Annotated in this window: 19 protein-coding genes and 1 tRNA gene; 7 read left to right on the plus strand and 13 right to left on the minus strand. The window is 37.0% G+C overall.

Annotated features, from left to right (window positions below):
• The first annotated feature begins 221 nt into the window (after positions 1–221).
• The 3 genes from EDD61_RS01780 to EDD61_RS01790 all read left to right on the plus strand — a co-directional run bounded on the left by EDD61_RS01780 (position 222) and on the right by EDD61_RS01790 (position 2,890).
• Positions 222–632 (plus strand): Hsp20/alpha crystallin family protein, encoded by a 411-nt coding sequence (locus tag EDD61_RS01780; protein ID WP_008687481.1) that lies wholly within the window; start codon positions 222–224, stop codon positions 630–632.
• Positions 633–657: 25 nt separating this feature from the next.
• Entirely contained in the window at positions 658–1,053 is a 396-nt protein-coding gene (locus EDD61_RS01785) for an Hsp20/alpha crystallin family protein (RefSeq protein ID WP_132223534.1), read from the plus strand.
• A gap of 100 nt (positions 1,054–1,153) precedes the next feature.
• Entirely contained in the window at positions 1,154–2,890 is a 1,737-nt protein-coding gene (locus EDD61_RS01790; protein WP_132223537.1) for a DUF1653 domain-containing protein, read from the plus strand.
• 171 nt (positions 2,891–3,061) lie between these two features.
• On the opposite strand, the gene EDD61_RS01795 is transcribed toward EDD61_RS01790, so the two are convergent.
• The 5 genes from EDD61_RS01795 to EDD61_RS01815 are packed head-to-tail and all read right to left on the minus strand — an operon-like array spanning position 3,062 to position 7,186.
• Positions 3,062–4,267 (minus strand): S41 family peptidase, encoded by a 1,206-nt coding sequence (locus EDD61_RS01795; RefSeq protein ID WP_132223540.1) that lies wholly within the window; start codon positions 4,265–4,267, stop codon positions 3,062–3,064.
• Positions 4,268–4,273: 6 nt separating this feature from the next.
• Positions 4,274–5,392 (minus strand): hypothetical protein, encoded by a 1,119-nt coding sequence (locus EDD61_RS01800; protein WP_132223731.1) that lies wholly within the window; start codon positions 5,390–5,392, stop codon positions 4,274–4,276.
• Positions 5,385–6,272 (minus strand): DUF4097 family beta strand repeat-containing protein, encoded by an 888-nt coding sequence (locus tag EDD61_RS01805; protein ID WP_132223543.1) that lies wholly within the window; start codon positions 6,270–6,272, stop codon positions 5,385–5,387. The genes EDD61_RS01800 and EDD61_RS01805 overlap by 8 nt, the downstream gene beginning before the upstream one ends.
• Positions 6,259–6,873 (minus strand): DUF1700 domain-containing protein, encoded by a 615-nt coding sequence (locus EDD61_RS01810; RefSeq protein WP_008687474.1) that lies wholly within the window; start codon positions 6,871–6,873, stop codon positions 6,259–6,261. Before EDD61_RS01810 ends, EDD61_RS01805 begins: the two co-directional genes overlap by 14 nt.
• Positions 6,866–7,186: a PadR family transcriptional regulator gene (locus tag EDD61_RS01815; protein ID WP_008687473.1), complete on the minus strand. Its 321-nt coding sequence runs from the start codon at positions 7,184–7,186 to the stop codon at positions 6,866–6,868. Before EDD61_RS01815 ends, EDD61_RS01810 begins: the two co-directional genes overlap by 8 nt.
• A gap of 331 nt (positions 7,187–7,517) precedes the next feature.
• Here EDD61_RS01815 and EDD61_RS01820 point away from each other — a divergent pair.
• A tRNA-Glu gene (locus EDD61_RS01820) sits at positions 7,518–7,593 on the plus strand.
• A gap of 144 nt (positions 7,594–7,737) precedes the next feature.
• On the opposite strand, the gene EDD61_RS01825 is transcribed toward EDD61_RS01820, so the two are convergent.
• Positions 7,738–9,120 (minus strand): neurofilament protein, encoded by a 1,383-nt coding sequence (locus tag EDD61_RS01825; RefSeq protein WP_132223546.1) that lies wholly within the window; start codon positions 9,118–9,120, stop codon positions 7,738–7,740.
• A 305-nt stretch (positions 9,121–9,425) separates the two neighbouring features.
• Here EDD61_RS01825 and EDD61_RS01830 point away from each other — a divergent pair, with 305 nt between their 5' ends.
• Complete coding sequence (locus EDD61_RS01830; protein WP_008687471.1) at positions 9,426–10,811, plus strand: S1C family serine protease; 1,386 nt, start codon at positions 9,426–9,428, stop codon at positions 10,809–10,811.
• Positions 10,812–11,024: 213 nt separating this feature from the next.
• Here the strand turns inward: EDD61_RS01830 and malQ are convergent, their stop codons facing one another.
• The 5 genes from malQ to EDD61_RS01855 all read right to left on the minus strand — a co-directional run bounded on the left by malQ (position 11,025) and on the right by EDD61_RS01855 (position 17,159).
• On the minus strand, positions 11,025–12,500 hold the full coding sequence (gene malQ, locus EDD61_RS01835) for a 4-alpha-glucanotransferase (protein ID WP_008687470.1): 1,476 nt from the start codon (positions 12,498–12,500) through the stop codon (positions 11,025–11,027).
• Between the two features lie 12 nt (positions 12,501–12,512).
• Positions 12,513–14,780 (minus strand): glycogen/starch/alpha-glucan family phosphorylase, encoded by a 2,268-nt coding sequence (glgP, locus tag EDD61_RS01840; protein WP_117548257.1) that lies wholly within the window; start codon positions 14,778–14,780, stop codon positions 12,513–12,515.
• 129 nt (positions 14,781–14,909) lie between these two features.
• On the minus strand, positions 14,910–15,710 hold the full coding sequence (locus EDD61_RS01845) for a ZIP family metal transporter (RefSeq protein ID WP_008979438.1): 801 nt from the start codon (positions 15,708–15,710) through the stop codon (positions 14,910–14,912).
• 192 nt (positions 15,711–15,902) lie between these two features.
• The gene (locus EDD61_RS01850) at positions 15,903–16,400 is read right to left on the minus strand and encodes a PocR ligand-binding domain-containing protein (RefSeq protein WP_132223549.1); all 498 of its coding nucleotides are present in this window, start codon (positions 16,398–16,400) and stop codon (positions 15,903–15,905) included.
• A gap of 75 nt (positions 16,401–16,475) precedes the next feature.
• Positions 16,476–17,159, minus strand: a complete 684-nt coding sequence (locus EDD61_RS01855; protein ID WP_132223552.1) for an MBL fold metallo-hydrolase — start codon at positions 17,157–17,159, stop codon at positions 16,476–16,478.
• 133 nt (positions 17,160–17,292) lie between these two features.
• On the opposite strand from EDD61_RS01855, the gene EDD61_RS01860 reads away from it, so the two are divergent.
• Entirely contained in the window at positions 17,293–17,799 is a 507-nt protein-coding gene (locus EDD61_RS01860) for a flavin reductase family protein (RefSeq protein ID WP_132223555.1), read from the plus strand.
• 52 nt (positions 17,800–17,851) lie between these two features.
• Here the strand turns inward: EDD61_RS01860 and EDD61_RS01865 are convergent, their stop codons facing one another.
• Positions 17,852–18,085 carry a hypothetical protein gene (locus tag EDD61_RS01865; protein WP_008687461.1) on the minus strand — a complete coding sequence of 78 codons (234 nt, stop codon included), beginning with the start codon at positions 18,083–18,085 and terminating at the stop codon, positions 17,852–17,854.
• Between the two features lie 78 nt (positions 18,086–18,163).
• Positions 18,164–19,180 carry a stress protein gene (locus EDD61_RS01870; RefSeq protein WP_132223558.1) on the minus strand — a complete coding sequence of 339 codons (1,017 nt, stop codon included), beginning with the start codon at positions 19,178–19,180 and terminating at the stop codon, positions 18,164–18,166.
• 171 nt (positions 19,181–19,351) lie between these two features.
• Between EDD61_RS01870 and EDD61_RS01875 the strand changes: the two genes are divergently transcribed.
• A complete protein-coding gene (locus EDD61_RS01875; RefSeq protein ID WP_008687457.1) occupies positions 19,352–19,915 on the plus strand; it encodes a hypothetical protein in 564 nt (187 codons plus the stop codon).
• Positions 19,916–19,984: the final 69 nt, after the last annotated feature.

Below are 19,984 nucleotides of genomic sequence, written 5' to 3' on the forward strand. Positions count from 1 at the left end.
ATCGAAAAGCGATTCTTCTTTTCTTATGTCTTCCTCAAGATGCCCTATGATGGCGTAAAGGAAAATCCTATGCAAACAAACTTTGACATAATTTCACAAAATCTTTTTAGCACTCTAGTGTTGACAGTGCTAAAACAAGTGCTATAATATAAGCGAAGATAAGGTAAGACCTTATCGGGTAGTGTTTCATAAATATGAAAACAAAAAAAGAGGCGATGTATATGAAACGGCTGCCAGGATTATTCAATGACTCATTCGATGAAGTGTTTAAAGATCCTTTCTTTTCTCGCAATATGGAGTATATGAAAACCGATATTCGTGAGAAAGATAACACCTATATCTTGGAAGTAGAACTTCCTGGATATCAAAAAGAAGATATTCATATGGAATTACAAAATGGATATCTCAGCATTCAAGCTGCCCATCATCAGGTAAAGGAAGATAAAGATGATAAGGGTAATCTGATTCGTCAGGAACGCTATAGCGGGACATGCAAGAGAAGCTTTTATGTCGGTGATAACCTGATGGAAAGTGATATCCATGCCAGCTTCCAAAACGGTGAATTAACAATTACATTCCCTAAGGAGGCTCCTGAAAAGGTCGAAGAATCACGTTTCATCCCAATTGAGTAACGTATAAAAAAGGAAGGTGTATCGTATGATGAAATTATTACCAGGTTTATTTAGTGATGCATTTGATGACATGTTTTATGATCGCAGTAATATGAAAACCGATATCCGCATGAAGGATGGCAACTATGTATTGGATATGGAATTGCCTGGATATCAGAAAGAAAACATTCAGATGGAACTTAAGGAAGGCTATTTAACTATCCATGCATCCCGCAATACAACAAATGAAGAAAAGGATGCCAAAGGCAATCTGATTCGCCAGGAACGTTTCTCAGGCTCTTGTTCAAGAAGTTTCTATATCGGTGAAGGCATTACGCAGGAGGATATCAAAGCAAGCTTTGATAACGGAGAGTTGCATGTGCTGATTCCAAAAGAAGCGCCTAAGAAGGTCGAAGAAAAACGTTTCATTCCAATTGATTAACTATGCTAAACAGGGTATTGAAAACCCTGTTTTTCTTTTTGTCAATGGACAAATTGATAGAAATATATGCTATACTAATACCATGAGGTGAAAAATTTTTATGAAATCATGGACAAAGGATGCAGTGTTTTATCATATCTATCCACTAGGTTTTTGTGGATGTGAGCAGTTCCATCAAGAGCAACAAACAAGTCGTATTTTAAAAATTAAAGAATGGATTCCCCATTTACAAAAAATGCATATCAATGCCTTATATTTAGGGCCTGTATTTGAAAGTTATGAACATGGTTATGATACAAGTGATTATCGCAAAGTAGACAATCGGTTAGGCAGCAATGCTGATTTTCGAGAAGTTTGTGATGCTTTGCATAAAGCCGGCATTCGCATCGTATTAGATGGCGTTTTCAATCATGTAGGGCGTTATTTTTGGGCATTTCGTGATGTTATGGAAAAGCGTGAACAATCCCCTTACTGCAATTGGTTCCATAATCTAAACTTTCAATGGGATAACCCCATGCATGATGGATTTACCTATGATACATGGGAAGGACATTACAATTTAGTTAAATTGAATTTACAAAATGAAGAAGTTGTTCAGTATTTATTAGAAAGTATTGCGATGTGGATGGATGATTTCCACATTGATGGTTTGCGCTTAGATGCTGCAGATTGTATTGACCCTGCCTTCTTTCGACGCTTAAAACAATTTTGTGAAGAACATAATCCTGATTTTTGGTTAATGGGTGAGATTATCCATGGTGATTATAACCGTTGGGCAAATCCGGATATGTTAGATTCAGTAACCAACTATGAATGTTATAAAGGTTTGTATTCTTCACACAACGAAAAGAATTATTTTGAAATTGCTTATTCCTTAAACCGTCAGTTTGGTGGTAATGGAGGTATTTATAAGGATCTAGTTCTATATGATTTTGTGGATAATCATGATGTAAATCGTTTAGCTAGTACGGTAAAGGAAGAACGTGATCTGGCAAATATTTATACCATGTTATATGCAATGCCGGGGATTCCATCAATTTATTATGGTAGTGAATATGGCATCAAAGGCACAAAACATGATGGCAGTGATGCCGATATCCGCCCTTGTTTAACTTTGACAGAGCTTGCGACAGAAAATACGGCATTATTTTCTCATATCTGCAAACTGGGAAAAGCTTATGACGCTTTACCGGCCTTAAAGCATGGCGATTATCAGCAAGTCATCGTGCGCAATCAACAGTTCGTCTTCGCTCGTAAAACGGCTGAACAATGCGTATATGCAATTTTCAATGTCAGTGATGAAAGTGCTGATATTGATTTCCCAGTACAATCTGCACATTTATATGACATGTTAAATGAAAAAGCCTACAATTGCTTGGAACATCATTTTATCATTTCAATGCCTGCTAAAAGCTCCATGTTGCTGGTGGAGAAGGAAGATGTAGCAGCTGTTTCTTCAACACCAAGTGATAAAGCAGTAACCTTGCACAACACAGAAACACAAAATGAAACTACGACGAAAAAGAATGCATCTGCGCAGGATGTAACAGCTATGCCAAAAGTTCCGCTTCCAATAGCAGATGGTTATCAAGAAGAAGATGCATCACAGCTTGCCATAACAACACCTTCTATTCCTCTTGGCGTTTATCAACACTACAAAGGAAAACGTTATGCTTTATTATATATTGCAAAACATTCAGAAAATGAAGAAGCTTACGCGGTTTATCGACAGCTGTATGGGGATGGTAAGGTATGGGTAAGACCATTGCGTATGTTTGTTGAAGAGATTGAAGTTGATGGTGAGAAAACACCTCGTTTTACGTATCTTAAACCCTAGTAAAAAAAAGTCCAAGCGGACTTTTTTTTATACATTATCATTTTTCATACTTTATCATATTAAATTATGCAAGATAGATGCCATACAATAACTTCTTATGACAAACCTTTGTCCATCTACCAAATACTCTAGATGATAGCTTTTTTAAATTCTGGATTATTTCATAATGACTTATTTACCATGTGCTGCAATAAGCTGCAAGGTTGTTTGAATACAAACATCCTCTTTCGTGCTGACTTCATTAACGGTCGTTGACTTAACGTGCACATCCGGCTGTGTCTTGATCTCATCGTTGATATTTCCATCTTCATCTACACCTAAGCATATAGCCATACGTATCACTATGCCGCTGTTAGGCAATGCAAATAATACAGGATCACTTCCAATACCATCTCCACCACTCACTCCTCCAACAATCGTTGCTGCTTTGCTTTGTTTTAGAAAGTTAGCCAGCATTTCACTAGAAGAGTACACATTTTCATCAATCAATAGATAGATTGGTTTCTTAAAACGAATGCTATCTTTCGCTGGTACCACCTTCATATCACCTACAATGCCATGTGAGAATTGAGAAAATTCTGATTTTGGGAAGCGGATGTTTGGAAGTTTCATATCCGTAATACGTTCTCCTTCGATCATGTTGGCATATTCCCCATCTTTCAGGAAGACATAAGAAGTTACCGTGATTGTTTTATCCACGATCTTTGGCAATAACATTTCAGACCAATATAGCGAGTTCCCTCCACCATTGCCCCGGATATCCAAGATCAATGCCTTTGCGGATTGATTTGCTTTTAAAAAGGAGGCTAGCATTTCTTCATCTTTTTTACTCGTTTCCAGAGATAACATTTTAGGAATGCGGATATACATAACCTGTCCATCTAATAGAAGTGCTTTTGCATTTACCGTAACATTCTCATCCGTTGCTGCATTTGGTAAAACATAATCACAGAACTGCTTCTCATCAAAGCCATAGTGTTCATAAACAGCTTTTGTTTTCAACTTTTTTATCATCTGATAACGATAATCCCGAGGTTGTTTCGCAAAACTTTGTTCATATAGTTTCATGGTATACATCAGCGATTGTGTATCTTGTATGCGCTGTGTATGACCATTGTGTAATTTTTCCAATACACCATCAATAATATTCTCAAAATCATTCATAGATGTACAACTTTCCACCTTATCACGTGCTGCTTTTTTTGCCTTCTCCCATTGCAAATTAGACAAACGTTCACTCATTTCTAAAAATGGATAATTTTCTTCAATGGTTTTGATGAAATAATCAAAATCCTTCAGATATTTTTGTTCGTTAGTACGGGAACAACCGCTTATGAATAGTACCAAAAGTAGTGATATCATCATGATTTTACGCATACACTTCTATCCCCTTTCAACCTGTTTTTCTTTTATCTTCATAAGTACTTTATTTTTAAGCTCTTTGATACATTCATAGGATAATGGCATAGCTGCCTTAATCTCTTCGACAAAGGAAGTTGGAAAGTAGGTTGCCGTTTGTAAAACTGACAACAACATCATTTCGCGGCAATTTTTGATAATAAAGCGGCAAACTTGCTCATCCTGAATGTGTGTGAAAACGACCTTTTCAAGGAAAACCCAAAGTTTTTCCAATAAGGCTTTGCGTTCTACCTTATTACATATAGTAGCTAAGGTATGATGGTGATGCTGATCATCTTCTACAACATCTTGTAAATCATCTGCTACCTGTAAAGTAAAGCCAAACAGCATACAAAACTCCTGTTGCACATCACTTAAATGCCCGTCGATTAAATAACCATCCGCTAAGACGCTAGTACCACCTTTCCAAATGGAAATTTCAAGTACGTCCTTCTCAGGTATCGTTTGCTGTTGACGCAAAGATTGTTGCTGTCCCTCTTGGATCAAATATAGGCTTTGATACACATCTTGATAACTTGATGGTGCATACTGATGTTCTATTTTTTCCACCAATTGATGCATCTTATTGGCATACGGATGTGCAAAAGCTTCTGTATGATGATGCAGTCGCCGCATGAACCAGTGATTAAAAGCCTTCTTTTCTTCCTTATCCATAAGGGTATCGTCTAACACATTATCAGAATATGGATACAGCATACTATAACCAAACATGGCTTGATGATATTGTATGGGTTTTTGAAAAGCAACTTCTAACATCCAAATGATCCACATATTGCGTAGTGCCTGAAATACCTCTTCAGCGTGAAGATTTTCATCAAAAGCTTTCGCATCTTCAATAAATTTTTGGGTGCAAGTTTCAAATTGTTGCTGATCTTGTTTAGACATCCAAGAGATATCAACGAATGCAGGAAGCAATGCTTTAATTTCCTGCACATCCTCTGTCATATGACTAAGCTGTTCCTGTAGTTTTGCTTCATTATGTTTTCTTTCCGTTTCATCATATGGTGGAAAAGAAAGTGGCTTTCCAGAAGTTTGCTTCCAAAACAACTTTGTGCTTTCGCATAGTGTCTGAATATCACGCATGATCAAAAGCGATTTCCACACTGCCAGCCTGGCAGTCAATATCTAGTTGATTTTTCGCATCATTACGTACACTGATTTCATTCGATAATCCACTATAGTCTTGCTCTCCAAGTTCAACAGAGCCCACTTCATTTTTTATCTGATACCCATACTGATTCTCTTTATCTTGTAAGTACAGATTTACACTACCGGCCTGACAATCAATTTTCGTTTTACCGCGTAAATCACCGGAAACATCAATACTTCCTGCCTGTACATCAAATTCGCTGTGCTCACTCACCATTTCTTTCATATCTATGCTGCCCGCCTGCGCTGACAGTTCCATTTTACGTGAAACTTGTACCTTTTGCATTTCTACTTCTGTAGCGTCACCATCTACTATCAGATCTTTTAAACGCAGACCTTGAACCGTTAAATGACCTGCGGAAGCATCAATTTCTAACTTTTTCAATAAGTCCTCTTTTTTCAATGTGATATCCAAACGTGCTTTATGTAGAAAATGTTTATTTTTCACATCTACTTTCATGGTATTTGTACTCCTAGAAACACTAACCTGATTTTCATAAATATTGGAAAAACGCAAGCTGTTGTTATCACCCACACGTATCGTTGTGTTCACGGCTGCTACGTTTAATTCTAACTTGTCTACATCATCAAAAGTTTGTGAGAATGTTTTCGTTTTTGAAATGTCTTCAGCGACCTCTTCAAGGTGAATACCAAAGCTACCATGAAAGGGCCACCAAGGAGCTGTTTGGTTATCAACTCGTAAATAGGCAATATCCCCATTTTGCACAATTCCCATGCCAATGCAGAAAGCACCGATGATGACACAAATTATGGAAATGATTAAAGTTACTTTTATCCCATTATGCTTTTTCATAATGCTTTCCCTCCTTTGCTTTGTGATAAAGGTTTGTTACAAGTCGCATGAATGCCGGCAACAAAGTACGAATCAACCAGATAAATAATAAGAGCAGCAAGATTCCCAATCCGATACATAACAAACCTCCGCCAATGGCAATCAATGCATTGCCTGGTGTTTCTAAATGATAAAATCCATTAACAAGTAAGGGAAAGCCTGTAAATGCAATCGCTCCTACGGATGCAAGACCGGCGATAGCAAAGGCTCCTATTGTTATAAATAGAGCAAATATCACTGCAACCAATGCCAACAGCAAAGGCAATGCGATGGGTAATGCACAGATACCAAGAATAATTGCAATAATGCTTTTTAGAGAAGATTTCTTGGTTGTATTTTGGTCATTTGCAAATGTCGTGTTATGACGTCGTATTTCTGCATCAGCTCTTATCTGTGCCGCAAATTTGTAAGGTGAACCAAGATCGGCTATGACCTGTTGCTCATTCCCTTCACCTGCATCATCAAAATATTCTTCACAATAAGATAATGCATCTTCTATTTCATCTTGTGATAATCCCTTTAAACGAACCCGAAGTTCTTCTAGATATTGTTGTTTACTCATCACAAACGCCTCCCTCTAAAATGTCTGTAATTTTACTGGAAAATTGTTTCCATTCCTCAACATATTCCTCATATTTGACTCTTCCTGTTTCTGTTAAACGATAATATCGTCTATTTCTGCCCATATGCTGCTGGTCATATGTCTCTAAATACCCATCTCGCATCAATCGACGCAAAACCGGATATAGTGTAGATTCACTCACGCTCATCACTACTTTTACTTCCTGGGTAAGCCGATATCCATATGTGTCTTCTTTATGCAAGGTCGCTAAGACACAAGCATCCAGCAATGCTGATCCAAGCTGAAATGTCATATACATCACCTTTCTTCCATAATATTATACATCGTATAGTATTATAATTCAATATATATTATATTTTAATTAATTAAATATGTAAAAACGCATAACATATAAAAATGCAGAGCTATTAATCATAAGCCATCTACTCTTATGAAAGAAACATTGTTGATGTAAAAACCTTAGTATACTCTTAAAATAAATGCGCATTTTTAAAGATTACCATAAGTAAGTAAAAAGTGTATTAAGCTCCATCTGATAAATAGTCTGGCGGATATTAATTTTTTACAAAAAGTTCTTGACGCTTAAAACCTATTTTGTTATAATTACGTGGCAACAGTTAAATGGCGCGTTGGAGAAACGGTTAACTCACATGCCTTTCACGCATGCACTCACGGGTTCGAATCCCGTACGCGTCACCAGTTAAATATATAAGGTAAGTTCAAGTGAACTTACCTTTTTTCAATAAGCGGGATGAGAAACACGTTACGGCTGTTTGGGCATGTGAGTTTTGATAAGCATATAAAAAAGACTGTTGTTTTTGATCAACAGTCCTTTATGCTCAACTATTTATTAATAATATCCATGATATTCTGATAATATGTGTAGCGTCCATCTACGTACTGTAAAGACTCATAAGCCAACGCTTTTGCTTTATTAAAGTCAATATCTTCATAAACAGATGCAAAGCGATAATAGATATAATCTTTGATTTGATTATCTCGTAAGATATAACCATAACATTCATCACCATGCTGGAAATCACCATGCTTGATATATAAATCAGCAACATCCATCAAAATACGCAACTGATATTTTGTAAATAAATCATAATATTGAGATAATACGGCATATGCGAAATCTTCATAAAATTTCACATCGTCATACTGCCAATCTGGCAATATAGCATATGCCAAATCAAAGAAGTGTGCAACAAATGCATCAACATCTGCACCAATCAATTCGCTGACAATCGCTGAATCCCCTATATTCTTGCGCTGACCAATCATTAGCAATTTTTCACAAATCTTAAATTCCTTCAGATATTCAGCAGCATTTACTTCAGCATCTTCACTGATTGTAGTCTTAACCGCTGTATTCATATCCTTCTTAATATCTTTATAATCCATTGCTTTAATGTCCATAGTATCAGCCACCTTACCTAAAGTTACAGCCACTAAGTCGGTATCATAACCATCTTTTTCGTAAGCAAAGTCTGCATTCTTTAAGTTATTTCCCTCAATGATATCTTTCTCTAGTTTCTTAATGTCAGCCTCATCCATCAAGAAACGTGCATAATCTTCATACACATGCTGTACACCCATGGCTTGCATACGCTGGATGCATTCTTCTAAAGACAACACTTCATAGACAGCAGTTTTTTCCTTCTTTGTTGGTTTTTTGGCAGCTTTCTTAGCAGCTGGCTTCTTTTCCTTAACTGTCTCCGTTTTTTTCACAGCCGATTTTTTTTCTTCTTTCGCTTCTACTTTTTTCGTTTCCGCTTTCTTTGTACTCTTCTTAACCGGTGTTTCTTCTTTTTTAGGTTCTTCCTTAACGCTCTTTTTAGTAGCAGGCGTTTCTTTCTTCGCCGCTTTGACCGTTTTGGTTTCTTCCTTTTTCACCGTTTTTGCACTCTTTGTTTCAGCTTTCGCACTCTTTGTTTCAGCTTTTGTACTCTTTGTTTCTGCTTTGGTTTCCTTTTTTACGGTTTTCTTAGGTTCTTCTTTCACAGTTAGTTTTTCTGGTTCCTTTGCTACCGTAATTTTTTCTGGTTCTTTTGCAGCTGTGATCTTTTTAGGTTCTTTTGCAGTCGTAAGTTTTTTAGCCTCTGGTTTTACGGCAATACTTTTAACTTCTTCGCTCTTTGTTTCTTTTTTAACAGTTTCAGCTTTTGCTGCAGCACTTTTCTTTGCTGTTGCTGTCATTTTCTTTTTACTGGTGTTTGCCATGTGTAATTCCCTCCCACATTTTCTTTTTATATATAAATACGAAAGTATACCGACGTTTACGAACGAATATGTATGATACACATTCCATTGTTATTATAGCATAGTTAAATGTCGTATTTAAGTAAGAAAAGGGGAATCCTTTACTTTTTGGCATTTTTTTCGTGATTTTATCCCGTTTTTCACATATTTCCATCCAACTTTGAAAAAAATTCATCTGATTTTCACATATTTATAAAATTTTTTTGAGATAATCTATCTGTATACTAAAAGGCGTAAAGAAAACATACTTAAAGGAGGAGCAGTATATGAACGAAAATGAAAACAGTAATGTCGAAAACATGAATAACAAAGATGAAAACAAGTATGATGAGACTGTAGTAAATGAAACAGTCACTGACACTGAGGAAGAAACAAGTACTCAAAAAGAGCCAGTAAAAGAAGAAACGACGTTAGAAGAAGATGTAAAACAAGAAGAAACCACTTCGACTGAAGAAGCACTGACTGACAATGGAAAGCAGCCAAAAGTGCCTTTCATAAAAAAGCATAAAAGCGGTGTTATGATGTCAGGTTGTTTCCTGTTGGCTTTAGCCGGTGGATTTGGCGGTACTTTAGCTGCCAATCATATCAATGGTAATGGCGGTGTCATCATGTATCAATCTGCCAACACCACAAAAACTACAACAACAGCAGCCAATGGTGACACGATGAGCATTAAACAAATCACCGAAGCTGCCGCAAACAGCGTCGTTGAAATTAAAACCGAATCGGTGTCCACGAATAGTTTCTTTCCTCAAGCAGTATCATCTGGAGCCGGTAGTGGTGTTATCTTAACCAAAGATGGCTATATTGTCACGAACAACCATGTCATTGATGGTGCTGATAAAGTCACTGTGACAACAAAAGATGGAAAATCTTATAATGCTAAATTGATTGGGACCGATGCATCCACCGATTTAGCTGTCATTAAAATCGAAGCCAGCAATCTTTCTCCTGCTGTAATGGGAAAATCCAGCAAGTTGGAAGTTGGTGATACGGCGGTTGCTATCGGAAATCCATTAGGTGAATTAGGTGGAACCGTAACTTCTGGTATCATTTCTGCTTTAGATCGTGAAATTACCGTTGATAATCAGAAAATGCATTTATTACAAACGAATGCTGCTATCAATCCAGGTAATTCTGGCGGTGGTTTGTTTAATGATCGAGGTGAACTGATAGGTATTGTTAATGCCAAATCCAGTGGCAACAATATTGAGGGTCTTGGTTTTGCTATTCCGATTGACCGAGCGAAAGATGTCATTGAAAATCTGATTGAAAATGGGTATGTAAAAGGCCGTGCTTCTTTAGGAGTTACCCTTTCAACCGCAACAAATCCTTATGGTGAAAGCATGTCTGCTGTTTACATCGCTAAAGTGGAAAGTGGTAAAGCCGCAGACAAAGCAGGTTTAGAAGTCGGTGATCAGATTTTAAAGGTAGACGGTAAGAAGGTTAGCGATATTGCGGATGTAAAAACTGCCGTAAATAGTCATAAAGCCGGAGAAACCATGACAATGAATATACTTAGAAATAATGAAACGAAGACCATCAAGGTGACACTTGGTGAAGCTGACGCATCAACAACCACTTCCAATAATGAAAAATCGCAACAATCCGATCAACAAAATGGGATGGATCCATTTTCCAACTTTAATTAATCGCTATATAAAAACTGCACATGACGATATGTGCAGTTTTTGATTTTCACTATAAATAAATTACTATATCAGCTTTTTGCTTTGTGTCACAAAACTTAGAATTATAGCATGGGAAGGAATATAAAAAGGCAAACTAATTTGCCTTTTTATATATGACGATTCTGAATAAGAAATTTTTCCGTTCCTCATGAAATGATGATTTAGCATCATTACTTAATGATCTCTGCCGGTTTCCCTGATCCAATCACCAAGCTTTGGTAACAATTCATAAAAGGTTTTTAAGTTCTTCAGTTTCCATTCCCAATTAGGTGAACCTATTGTCCCCGGTGTATTGATCCTGCCTTCTTTTTTCAATCCCAGAATATCCTGTACTGGTAAGATGACAACTTCTGCTGCACTATTTAAGCAATAGCGAATAACCAGTTCGTGGAAATTACGGTTTTCATAGCCACAGTTGTGAAAATATCTACGCAGTGCAATTTTACGGTTTTGCGGTAAATCTTGATAAAAACCTTCCAGCGTATCATTATCATGAGTGCCAGTATATAAAATCACATGCTCTCTGCGTTTTTTCTTTAATTGCTTTGGAACCAATTCAAATTCAGCAACATTCATTCCTAATAAGTGATAATGATCTCGCAGCTTATGCACCTGCTTGCGCAAATCACCCAAATCTTCAGCGACGATTTGAATATCAGGCATCTGACGATATACTTCATCAAAGAAGTCATAAGCCGGTCCGCTTATCCATTCTCCAACCTGTGCCGTAGGACATTCCACCGGAATCTTCCAATACGTATCAAATGCCCGAAAATGATCGATACGGGTGATATCAAAGTTGGCAGCACTCCATGCTAAGCGCTTCATCCAGAAATCATAATGCTGCTTTTTCATCTGTTTCCAATGATAAATTGGATTTCCCCAACGTTGACCATCCTCACTGAAATAGTCAGGTGGTACTCCGGCGATAAAAGTTGGATAACCATCTGCATCCAATAAGAATTCTTCTTGACGTTGCCACACATCGGCACTGTCTAAACCGACATAGAATGGCATATCACCCATAATCTTAACACCTTTGGCATTCGCATATTCTTTTATGCCTGCCCATTGTTTATAAAAGATAAATTGTAGAAACTCCTCATAACGGATTTCATTTTCAAGGCTTTGTAAAGAGTAGTGGCGATCAATGATCCACTCCCGTTGCTCCTTAGGCCATTGTTGCCAAGGCTTATCATCATTTTGTTTCTTTAAGGTAATAAAGACCGCATATGGATACAGCCATTCTGATTGTGACGTAAACAGTTGATACTCTTGTTCAAACTCATGAAAATTTTTTTGAAACGTTTTAAATGCCTTTCTTAAATAAGGCTCTTTGAATTTGCGCACGCCTTCATAATCTACACGTTCACTAAATTTATTATAGTTACGAATAGAGCTTTGTTTTAAAAGGCCATAATCAGCTAATGTATCTATACTGATGTATAGCTCATCTCCGGCAAAGGAAGAATACGGCTGATATGGTGAATTCCCATATCCGACAGGATTCAATGGCAATATCTGCCAAATATGAATATGCTGCTTTGCGATTGCATCAATCAAGCGATACGTATGCTTGCCAAAATCACCGATACCCTGATTTGACGGCAGTGAAAAAATCGGTAGTAAGATTCCTGTAGTCCGTTCCATGTGACCCCTCCTCTAAGACAATTTCCAGATATCCCTGTCATACTCTTGAATCGTTCGATCACTAGAGAAGAAACCGCTCATAGCGATATTCATCAGCATTTTTCTGCCCCAGTCCGTTTGCTTTTCATAATCTTGCAACATCTTTTCTTTACATACTATATACTCTTCTACATCTAACAATGTCATGAACCAGTCCTTATGAATTAATTCATGATGCAACCGTGTTAGACTGACCGGATCTCCAACACGTAGCATTTCATCACTGATAAGGAAGTCAACCAACGTTTTTACATGTTCACTTCCTTCATAAATATCCTTTGCCACATAATCTTGGTTTGCATAATGAGCGATTACAGTATCGCTATCTTTGCCAAAGGTATAGATATTCTCTTGACCTACCAAGGCCGCTATTTCCACATTCGCACCATCATTTGTGCCCAATGTCACAGCGCCATTTAACATGAATTTCATATTACCGGTACCACTGGCTTCTTTCGATGCAAGTGAAATCTGTTCAGAAATATCACTGGCTGGGATGATGAATTCAGCTTCACTGACATTATAGTTTTCAATAAAACACAATTGCAGATATGGAGATACCTTTTCATCCTTTGCGATAAGTTCTTGCAAACATAATAAAGCATGTATGATGTCCTTGGCAATTGTATAGGCGCAGGCTGCTTTCGCTCCGAAAATTATGTTGATCGGACGTGGCGGCAGTTCGTTGTCACGAATTTGCAAAAGCTTATGAATAATATATAACGCATTCATTTGCTGACGCTTATATTCATGCAAACGTTTGACCTGTGTATCAAAAACAGCATAAGGGTTTAAGGTTATTTGCTGTTTCTTTTTCATATGCGCAATCCATTCCATTTTCTTTTCCTGTTTAATTGCCATAATATCTGCAATTACGGTTTCATCATGCGCATACTTTACCAATTCTTTTAATATTTCAGGATGGGAAGATGGATCTTTTTTCAACAAATCACATAAATAATGATGTAGTTGCGTATTACATCCACTTAGCCAGCGTCGAAAGGTAATACCATTCGTCTTATTGTTAAATTTCGTAGGATATAAGGCATAGAAATCTTTCAATTCGCTTTGTTTTAATATATCAGTATGAATGGCCGCAACACCATTGACACTTTTACCGATATGAATGTCAATATTGGCCATATGCACATTGCGGTTTGCATCTATAATAGCAGTACTTGCTTTTTTACTGCGTTCTTTCATCATCACATCCAGTGCTTCTATAATATTCATTAATTGTGGTACAACGTCTTGCAAGTAAGCATAAGGCCAGGTTTCTAATGCTTCGGCTAAGATCGTGTGATTTGTATATGCACACATACCGGAGACGACTTCAATAGCTTCAGCAAGCAATAGACCTCTCTTTTGCAAAAGACGAATAAGTTCTAAGATTACCATTGTCGGATGGGTATCATTGATTTGAATGATGACATGTTCATGCAGATGGCGCAGATCCCATTGGTGTTGTAAAGCTTCTTCTAAAATCATCTGGGCAGCACAGGATACCATAAAGTATTGTTGATAAATCCGTAACTTTCGGCCTGCTTCATCACTGTCATCCGGATATAAGAATAACGTTAGATTTTTTTCAATGGCTGTTTTATCAAATTGGATACCATCGTGAACAATTGATTCATCAACACTTTCTACATCAAATAGATGCAAGGTGTTGCGAGTACCATGCTCACCGATGACTTCCATATCATATAAGATTGGTTTCAGCCAGCCGTTTTTATAGGGAACGCGATAATTGACTTCTTTTTTCGTAAACCAGGAAGTTTTACCGATCCAGCGATTTGGTAATTCTACTTGTTTATTGTTTTCAAATTTCTGTTCAAATAATCCAAAATGATAATATAAGCCGATACCGTCTCCATTGCGCTGTAAGGATGCAATTGAGTCAAGGAAACAAGCAGCCAATCGGCCTAAACCTCCGTTCCCTAAGGATGGTTCCATTTCCTCATCTTGAATCTGCGACCATGCAAATCCTTCTTTCTGCACCAATTCTTGCATTTCATCTAATAAACCTAAATTAACTAAATTGCTTGTAAGCATCTTTCCTAACAGAAATTCTGCTGAAATATAGTAGAGCTTACGCTCACTTTGGTGTATTGGTGCCGATTGCATCTGCGCTTTTACATAAGCTTGAATCAGCTCATACATTCTGGTTGCGCTTAAATGGTTATATTTACGTTTTTCCTGTTGGATATGTTGTTGCAGATCCTGCAGTTTCTTTATCATAGCTCTTCTCCCTTCGCATATGTAAGTGTTATCATTATTCTTATTTTAACACAAATTTATCTATTTTTGGCTGAGAAATGAAAAAAGTACAGATTTTTTCATTCTGTACTTTTTTCACCCTATTTATTTCTAACCTAAAGCTACATCCATGACCATCATCAAAAGGAAACCAAACATCACGCCAGCTGTTCCCGCATGGGTATGTTCTCCTAAATGCGCCTGTGGTATTAGTTCCTCTACTACGACATACAACATGGCACCTGCCGCAAATGATAACAGCCATGGCATGACCAATGTCGCACCCTGCACAATGGCAACGGTCGCAATTCCTGCTATGGGCTCTACGATACCGCTTAAGGAACCATATAGGAATGCTTTGCCATTTGAACATCCTTCTTTCTTTAAGGGAAGCGAAATAGCCGCGCCTTCCGGAAAGTTTTGCAGGCCTATGCCAAGAGCTAAGGAAATGGCTGCCGCTAATGTTACCGATGCCCCAGTTTGTAAAGACATGGCAAATGCTAATCCTACTGCCATGCCCTCTGGTATATTGTGCAATGTTACGGCAAATACCAGCAAGGTTGTTCGCTTTAGTGAAGATGTTGGACCTTCCGGTTTCTCACTGCCTGGATGCAGATGAGGTAAAGCATGATCTAAGCCAAACAGAAAAATACCACCTAGGATAAAACCTCCAGCTGCCGGAAGCCAAGGAATCATCCCTAATTCTTCTGCTTGTTCCATAGCAGGGATTAATAAGCTCCAAACACTTGCGGCTATCATGACACCTGCCGCAAACCCAAGAAAAATTGATTGTACATTTGCTTTTATATCTTTACGAAAGAAAAAAACCATTGCCGCACCCAAAGTTGTCATAAGAAAGGTAAAACCAGTTCCCAGTGCCGCTAACAGATATGGATTTGTAATTTCCATCATAACACCTCACTTTATTACATATAGTATAGCGTAAGTAAGCTAAAGATAACATTAAAACGCCCAAAACCTTCCTTTTTCTTACCAAATATGTGTATGTTATGATTTTTCATATCTGTTTCCAAGTAAAAACCGTAACATCAATAGAAATGATACGGCATTTTCTATACTGTTACGGTTATATACTTATTTATCTTACATTTCTTTTGCAAATGTGAAATGATAGTTCAAAAGATCCTTTAATAATTGAATAGAGGCATTCATTTCTGACTCATCCATTGTTTTAATAACCTTAAAATTATGCAACAACATACCTTCATCAAGTTTATATTCACTGCTGAGATAATTTGCCCAGCGATCCGCCTCTTCTTTTTGTTTTTGTGCTAAGATGCCTTCCGATACAATCACACAATGATACTCCTTATAATTAACAGGAACCGCCCATTTGATCAAACCAGCATGACAAGAATAAATACATTCTTTATCAATCTGGCGTGCATTTTCATACGTTTCCTTAGTACATTCTTCACACTTTTCCAATGCCTTGCTTGAAATCTTAAGACATTTACAAAAATAATTTTTCTCTGATGCACTCTGAATCACCGTATTATCCTCAACGATATAAGAGCGCAGTCCGGTAATTCTCTGATAATCATCTAGCGCATGTTTTACTATTTGCTTTTCATCCATCATCTTTATCACCCTTTATCTTTCCTCTTCGTACTTTCAAATATATCATATTTTCATAAAAATGGCTACCGGATTCCGTTATATTGTAAACGTTTCCATATCTTTTCTAATCTTTTGGATACGCTTTGCATATGCTTTTACTTCATCTCTTTTACATAATTTCTCTACTATATCATATTGATCCCACATATGCATCGGGATGATATGCTTTGCATCACTATACTGCATAAAACAGCTGACACCTTTATAAAACCCTTTAATAAGACGTGGATCAACTGGTAAAAATGCCACATCCATCTGGTAACGACTAAGTTTTTTCATTGCTTTACGATATGCTGTTTCCATTTGTTGAGCCTCTTCTTCACTGTCTTCCTCACCCCAATCCCACCAATTTAAATCTCCAGCATGATAGATGATATTTTGTTCACACATCACAAGGAAAGCAACACCTTCATCTGTGGATGCAATCGTTTTTACTTGCAAATCATCCACTTCATATATCTGGTCACAAGCGCATACCAAAACGTCCTTACGATCCTTACAAGGAACATTATCACTGATCAGATAATGTACATCTGGATGAATTTTGGCTAATGTGAAAATCGCTTCATGGAAATGATCTTCATGATGATGAGAGACAAAGACATATAGTGGCTTATCTTTCGGTAGTTCACAAAGTGGCGTATTGACCCAATCAAACAATAGCAGATGATGTTTTAATTCAATAAGAAAGGCACTGTGATGTAAATACGTAATTTTCATGAGTAACTACCTCCGCTTTTCTATATCTTATCTTAAGTTTTAAAAATACACAATAAATTCATATTTTCATGCTACTTGCCAAATGCTTTCTGCATAAACTATAATAGCATCATAACAGAAAGGAGTGTTTATTATGAACGCTTTACAAATCATAGAGCCAGAAAAACTGCATGGAGATGTCTTTACCATGATTGGCAAAGAGTGGATGCTGGTAACAGCAAAAAAGGATGGACGTGTCAACACCATGACCGCTTCCTGGGGTGGTATGGGAATTTTATGGAACAAAAAAGTCGCTTATATCTTTATCCGTCCGCAACGCTATACGAAGGAATTTATCGATGGAAGTGAGCGATTGACATTATCCTTTTATGATGAAGAATATCGTAAGCAATTAAGTTATTGCGGTACTGTTTCGGGAAAAGATGAAGATAAGATCACAAAAGCCGGTTTCCATATTGCTCATCATCATGATGTTCCTTACTTTGAAGAAGCGAATACGGTACTGGTATGCCGTAAGCTGTATGCACAAGAATTAAGCGAAGCGTGCTTCTTGGATAGCTCCTTAATTGAGAAAAACTATCCATTAAAAGACTACCATACGATGTATGTCGTTGAAATTGAAGAAGCCCTAGCACGCTAAAAACACAAAATAAAAGATGGAATGTATTTCTTAAAAAATACACTCCATTTTTTTACATATGTTCAATAATTTCAACTTCGACTTTCTTCTCACTTGGATAATATTCATAAGTGATTTTAGCCAGATTGGTATCTCCTAAATTTTTGGTAAGAACACGCGTAATATTATCCGTCAATGTTTTCGTATCATCTTCTGATTCACAGAAATATTCAATCTTCGTCGTCACAAATTTTCGAGTCGTCACATTTTTAGAGATTTCTTCACTCAAACGAATTGCATTTTTCATAACATATACTCCTTTTTTTCTATATTATATTACCACTAACTTTATGATTTAGGAAGTCCTTTCCCTCGATATTTACGATTATGATGAAACTGTGATGGCCCCGTTATCCTCACTCACATACGTGAATGTTTCATCGGAATAATTCATTTTGACATTCTTTAACAGCTTTTTAGGCTCTTTTTCAACATAAAACGAAATTCTTTCTTCATCAGATAACTGTTGATATATACCATAACTCAATAAATAATGGCAAATACTTTCTAGTTTGTCATCACTTAAAGCATCATGCACATACAGTTTACTCGTACGAACATTATCTTTCGTAATTCGTGTTTCGTATCGATAGGATATTTCCGGTTTATCAATTAGCAGACTGCTTTCCTCTGTTCCATCAAAAGGACATGCCCCCGCTACATCCTGCAGTTCCATGCCCAATTGTTGTTGCGGAAACACAATCACATGAGTTATCGCCTTATCATTCAAAAAACCGTTGATGACATAATCGCTTGGATTCGTAAGGATGACCTTACCTTTTTCAACGCTACAATCAATTTTCGTAACCGGATGATCGTTCACCAATGCATCATTGCTTAATTCTGTATAGGCACTGTCATTATTATAATCTTCAAACTCATGCGACGATGATGCAAAGACGTTATAAGCAATGAAAGCAATAAGCAATAGGACGAAAATGATGATCCCCATAGCATTTTTCAATATAGTTGATGGCCCTTGGCGCTTATCTTCTTTATAAATATGAGCTTGGCGCTGCCGTTTTCCCCTTTCAAACTTCATTCTGGGGTGTTCAAATTTCGGCTTTTCAAATTCTGGATGTTTAAATTCTTTATACTCATAGTTTGGATGCTGTGCTTGCCGCTCATAGGAAGCCGCATTTTCAATTGTCTTTTTTTCTTTTTCCTTCTGCTCATTTCTATATTGACGTTCTTCATTTGATGCTATATCATCCTCTACGATATAAAGGTTCTTTTCATGATAACGTTCACTGATTGGCTTTGTGTGTCTGCCGCAGATCTCACAAACCGCATCATTTGTCTTTGCTCCGCAGCTTGGACAATAGCGTTGTTTCTTTTCCATATCATTACCCCTTAAGTACACCACTTACGGTATATCCCTTTTTATTATTATACTATAATTTCTGATATTTTTTACAATTGATATTGATAGTTTGAAAAAATTTATGAATTAGTGAAAAAAAGAACATAAAAGAGGTATAATGGTATAGAGAATAAAACAGGAGGAACTCTTATGAAACAAGTTATGTATGGAATTGAGATCGCTGATGTGAATGATTTTGGCGGATGGGTAGGTTATGAACCTGTAAAGGAAGAGATGGCAACCGTTTTAAATCATCACATGTATCTGTTTTTCCAAAACGAATATCATATCCGTCAATTTGCGGAAGGACGTAAATTTGTCATTAATGTAAAAGACGATTCTTTTGGTAAAGTTGTGGATAATGCGCGTATCATTAAGGCTATTGTAGAATATGGAACACCATTAAGCATGAATGGTTATGAAATAAGTGCTCCAGCGTATGCACGCAATATCGTAAAACCATTAAGCCGTGCTACCCACTTCATTCCTGAGAAAGATATTTATAGCTTTGCGGATGAACATTATAAAACGATGAAGACAGACTTTAACTATATCACTGATTTAATGCGCCGCACTTCTATTGAAGAAGTAGATGTATTGCTAGGCAGTATCTCTTTTGTAAATAAGAATTTATTGTATCATTATCCACATTACTTTATTGTTGGTGACAGCCAGATCAAAGTATTAGATGATGATTACCAAATTGCTGAGTAAATGATAAAAAGCCGATTACGGCTTTTTTCATAATTGTATAGGCTTAAAGTCTTTTTTGGTGTTTGTGAA

It is taken from the genome of Longicatena caecimuris, from assembly GCF_004341945.1.
GTDB classification, from domain to species: Bacteria; Bacillota_I; Bacilli_A; order Erysipelotrichales; family Erysipelotrichaceae; genus Longicatena; species Longicatena caecimuris.

Bases quoted from the DNA above. Each gene is read 5' to 3' on its own strand.
- EDD61_RS01780 (WP_008687481.1), top strand. From the start codon at position 222: ATGAAACGGCTGCCAGGATTATTCAATGACTCATTCGATGAAGTGTTT.
- EDD61_RS01785 (WP_132223534.1), top strand. From the start codon at position 658: ATGATGAAATTATTACCAGGTTTATTTAGTGATGCATTTGATGACATG.
- EDD61_RS01790 (WP_132223537.1), top strand. From the start codon at position 1,154: ATGAAATCATGGACAAAGGATGCAGTGTTTTATCATATCTATCCACTA.
- EDD61_RS01795 (WP_132223540.1), bottom strand. From the start codon at position 4,267: ATGCGTAAAATCATGATGATATCACTACTTTTGGTACTATTCATAAGC.
- EDD61_RS01800 (WP_132223731.1), bottom strand. From the start codon at position 5,392: ATGCGTGATATTCAGACACTATGCGAAAGCACAAAGTTGTTTTGGAAG.
- EDD61_RS01805 (WP_132223543.1), bottom strand. From the start codon at position 6,272: ATGAAAAAGCATAATGGGATAAAAGTAACTTTAATCATTTCCATAATT.
- EDD61_RS01810 (WP_008687474.1), bottom strand. From the start codon at position 6,873: ATGAGTAAACAACAATATCTAGAAGAACTTCGGGTTCGTTTAAAGGGA.
- EDD61_RS01815 (WP_008687473.1), bottom strand. From the start codon at position 7,186: ATGACATTTCAGCTTGGATCAGCATTGCTGGATGCTTGTGTCTTAGCG.
- EDD61_RS01825 (WP_132223546.1), bottom strand. From the start codon at position 9,120: ATGGCAAACACCAGTAAAAAGAAAATGACAGCAACAGCAAAGAAAAGT.
- EDD61_RS01830 (WP_008687471.1), top strand. From the start codon at position 9,426: ATGAACGAAAATGAAAACAGTAATGTCGAAAACATGAATAACAAAGAT.
- malQ (WP_008687470.1), bottom strand. From the start codon at position 12,500: ATGGAACGGACTACAGGAATCTTACTACCGATTTTTTCACTGCCGTCA.
- glgP (WP_117548257.1), bottom strand. From the start codon at position 14,780: ATGATAAAGAAACTGCAGGATCTGCAACAACATATCCAACAGGAAAAA.
- EDD61_RS01845 (WP_008979438.1), bottom strand. From the start codon at position 15,710: ATGATGGAAATTACAAATCCATATCTGTTAGCGGCACTGGGAACTGGT.
- EDD61_RS01850 (WP_132223549.1), bottom strand. From the start codon at position 16,400: ATGATGGATGAAAAGCAAATAGTAAAACATGCGCTAGATGATTATCAG.
- EDD61_RS01855 (WP_132223552.1), bottom strand. From the start codon at position 17,159: ATGAAAATTACGTATTTACATCACAGTGCCTTTCTTATTGAATTAAAA.
- EDD61_RS01860 (WP_132223555.1), top strand. From the start codon at position 17,293: ATGAACGCTTTACAAATCATAGAGCCAGAAAAACTGCATGGAGATGTC.
- EDD61_RS01865 (WP_008687461.1), bottom strand. From the start codon at position 18,085: ATGAAAAATGCAATTCGTTTGAGTGAAGAAATCTCTAAAAATGTGACG.
- EDD61_RS01870 (WP_132223558.1), bottom strand. From the start codon at position 19,180: ATGGAAAAGAAACAACGCTATTGTCCAAGCTGCGGAGCAAAGACAAAT.
- EDD61_RS01875 (WP_008687457.1), top strand. From the start codon at position 19,352: ATGAAACAAGTTATGTATGGAATTGAGATCGCTGATGTGAATGATTTT.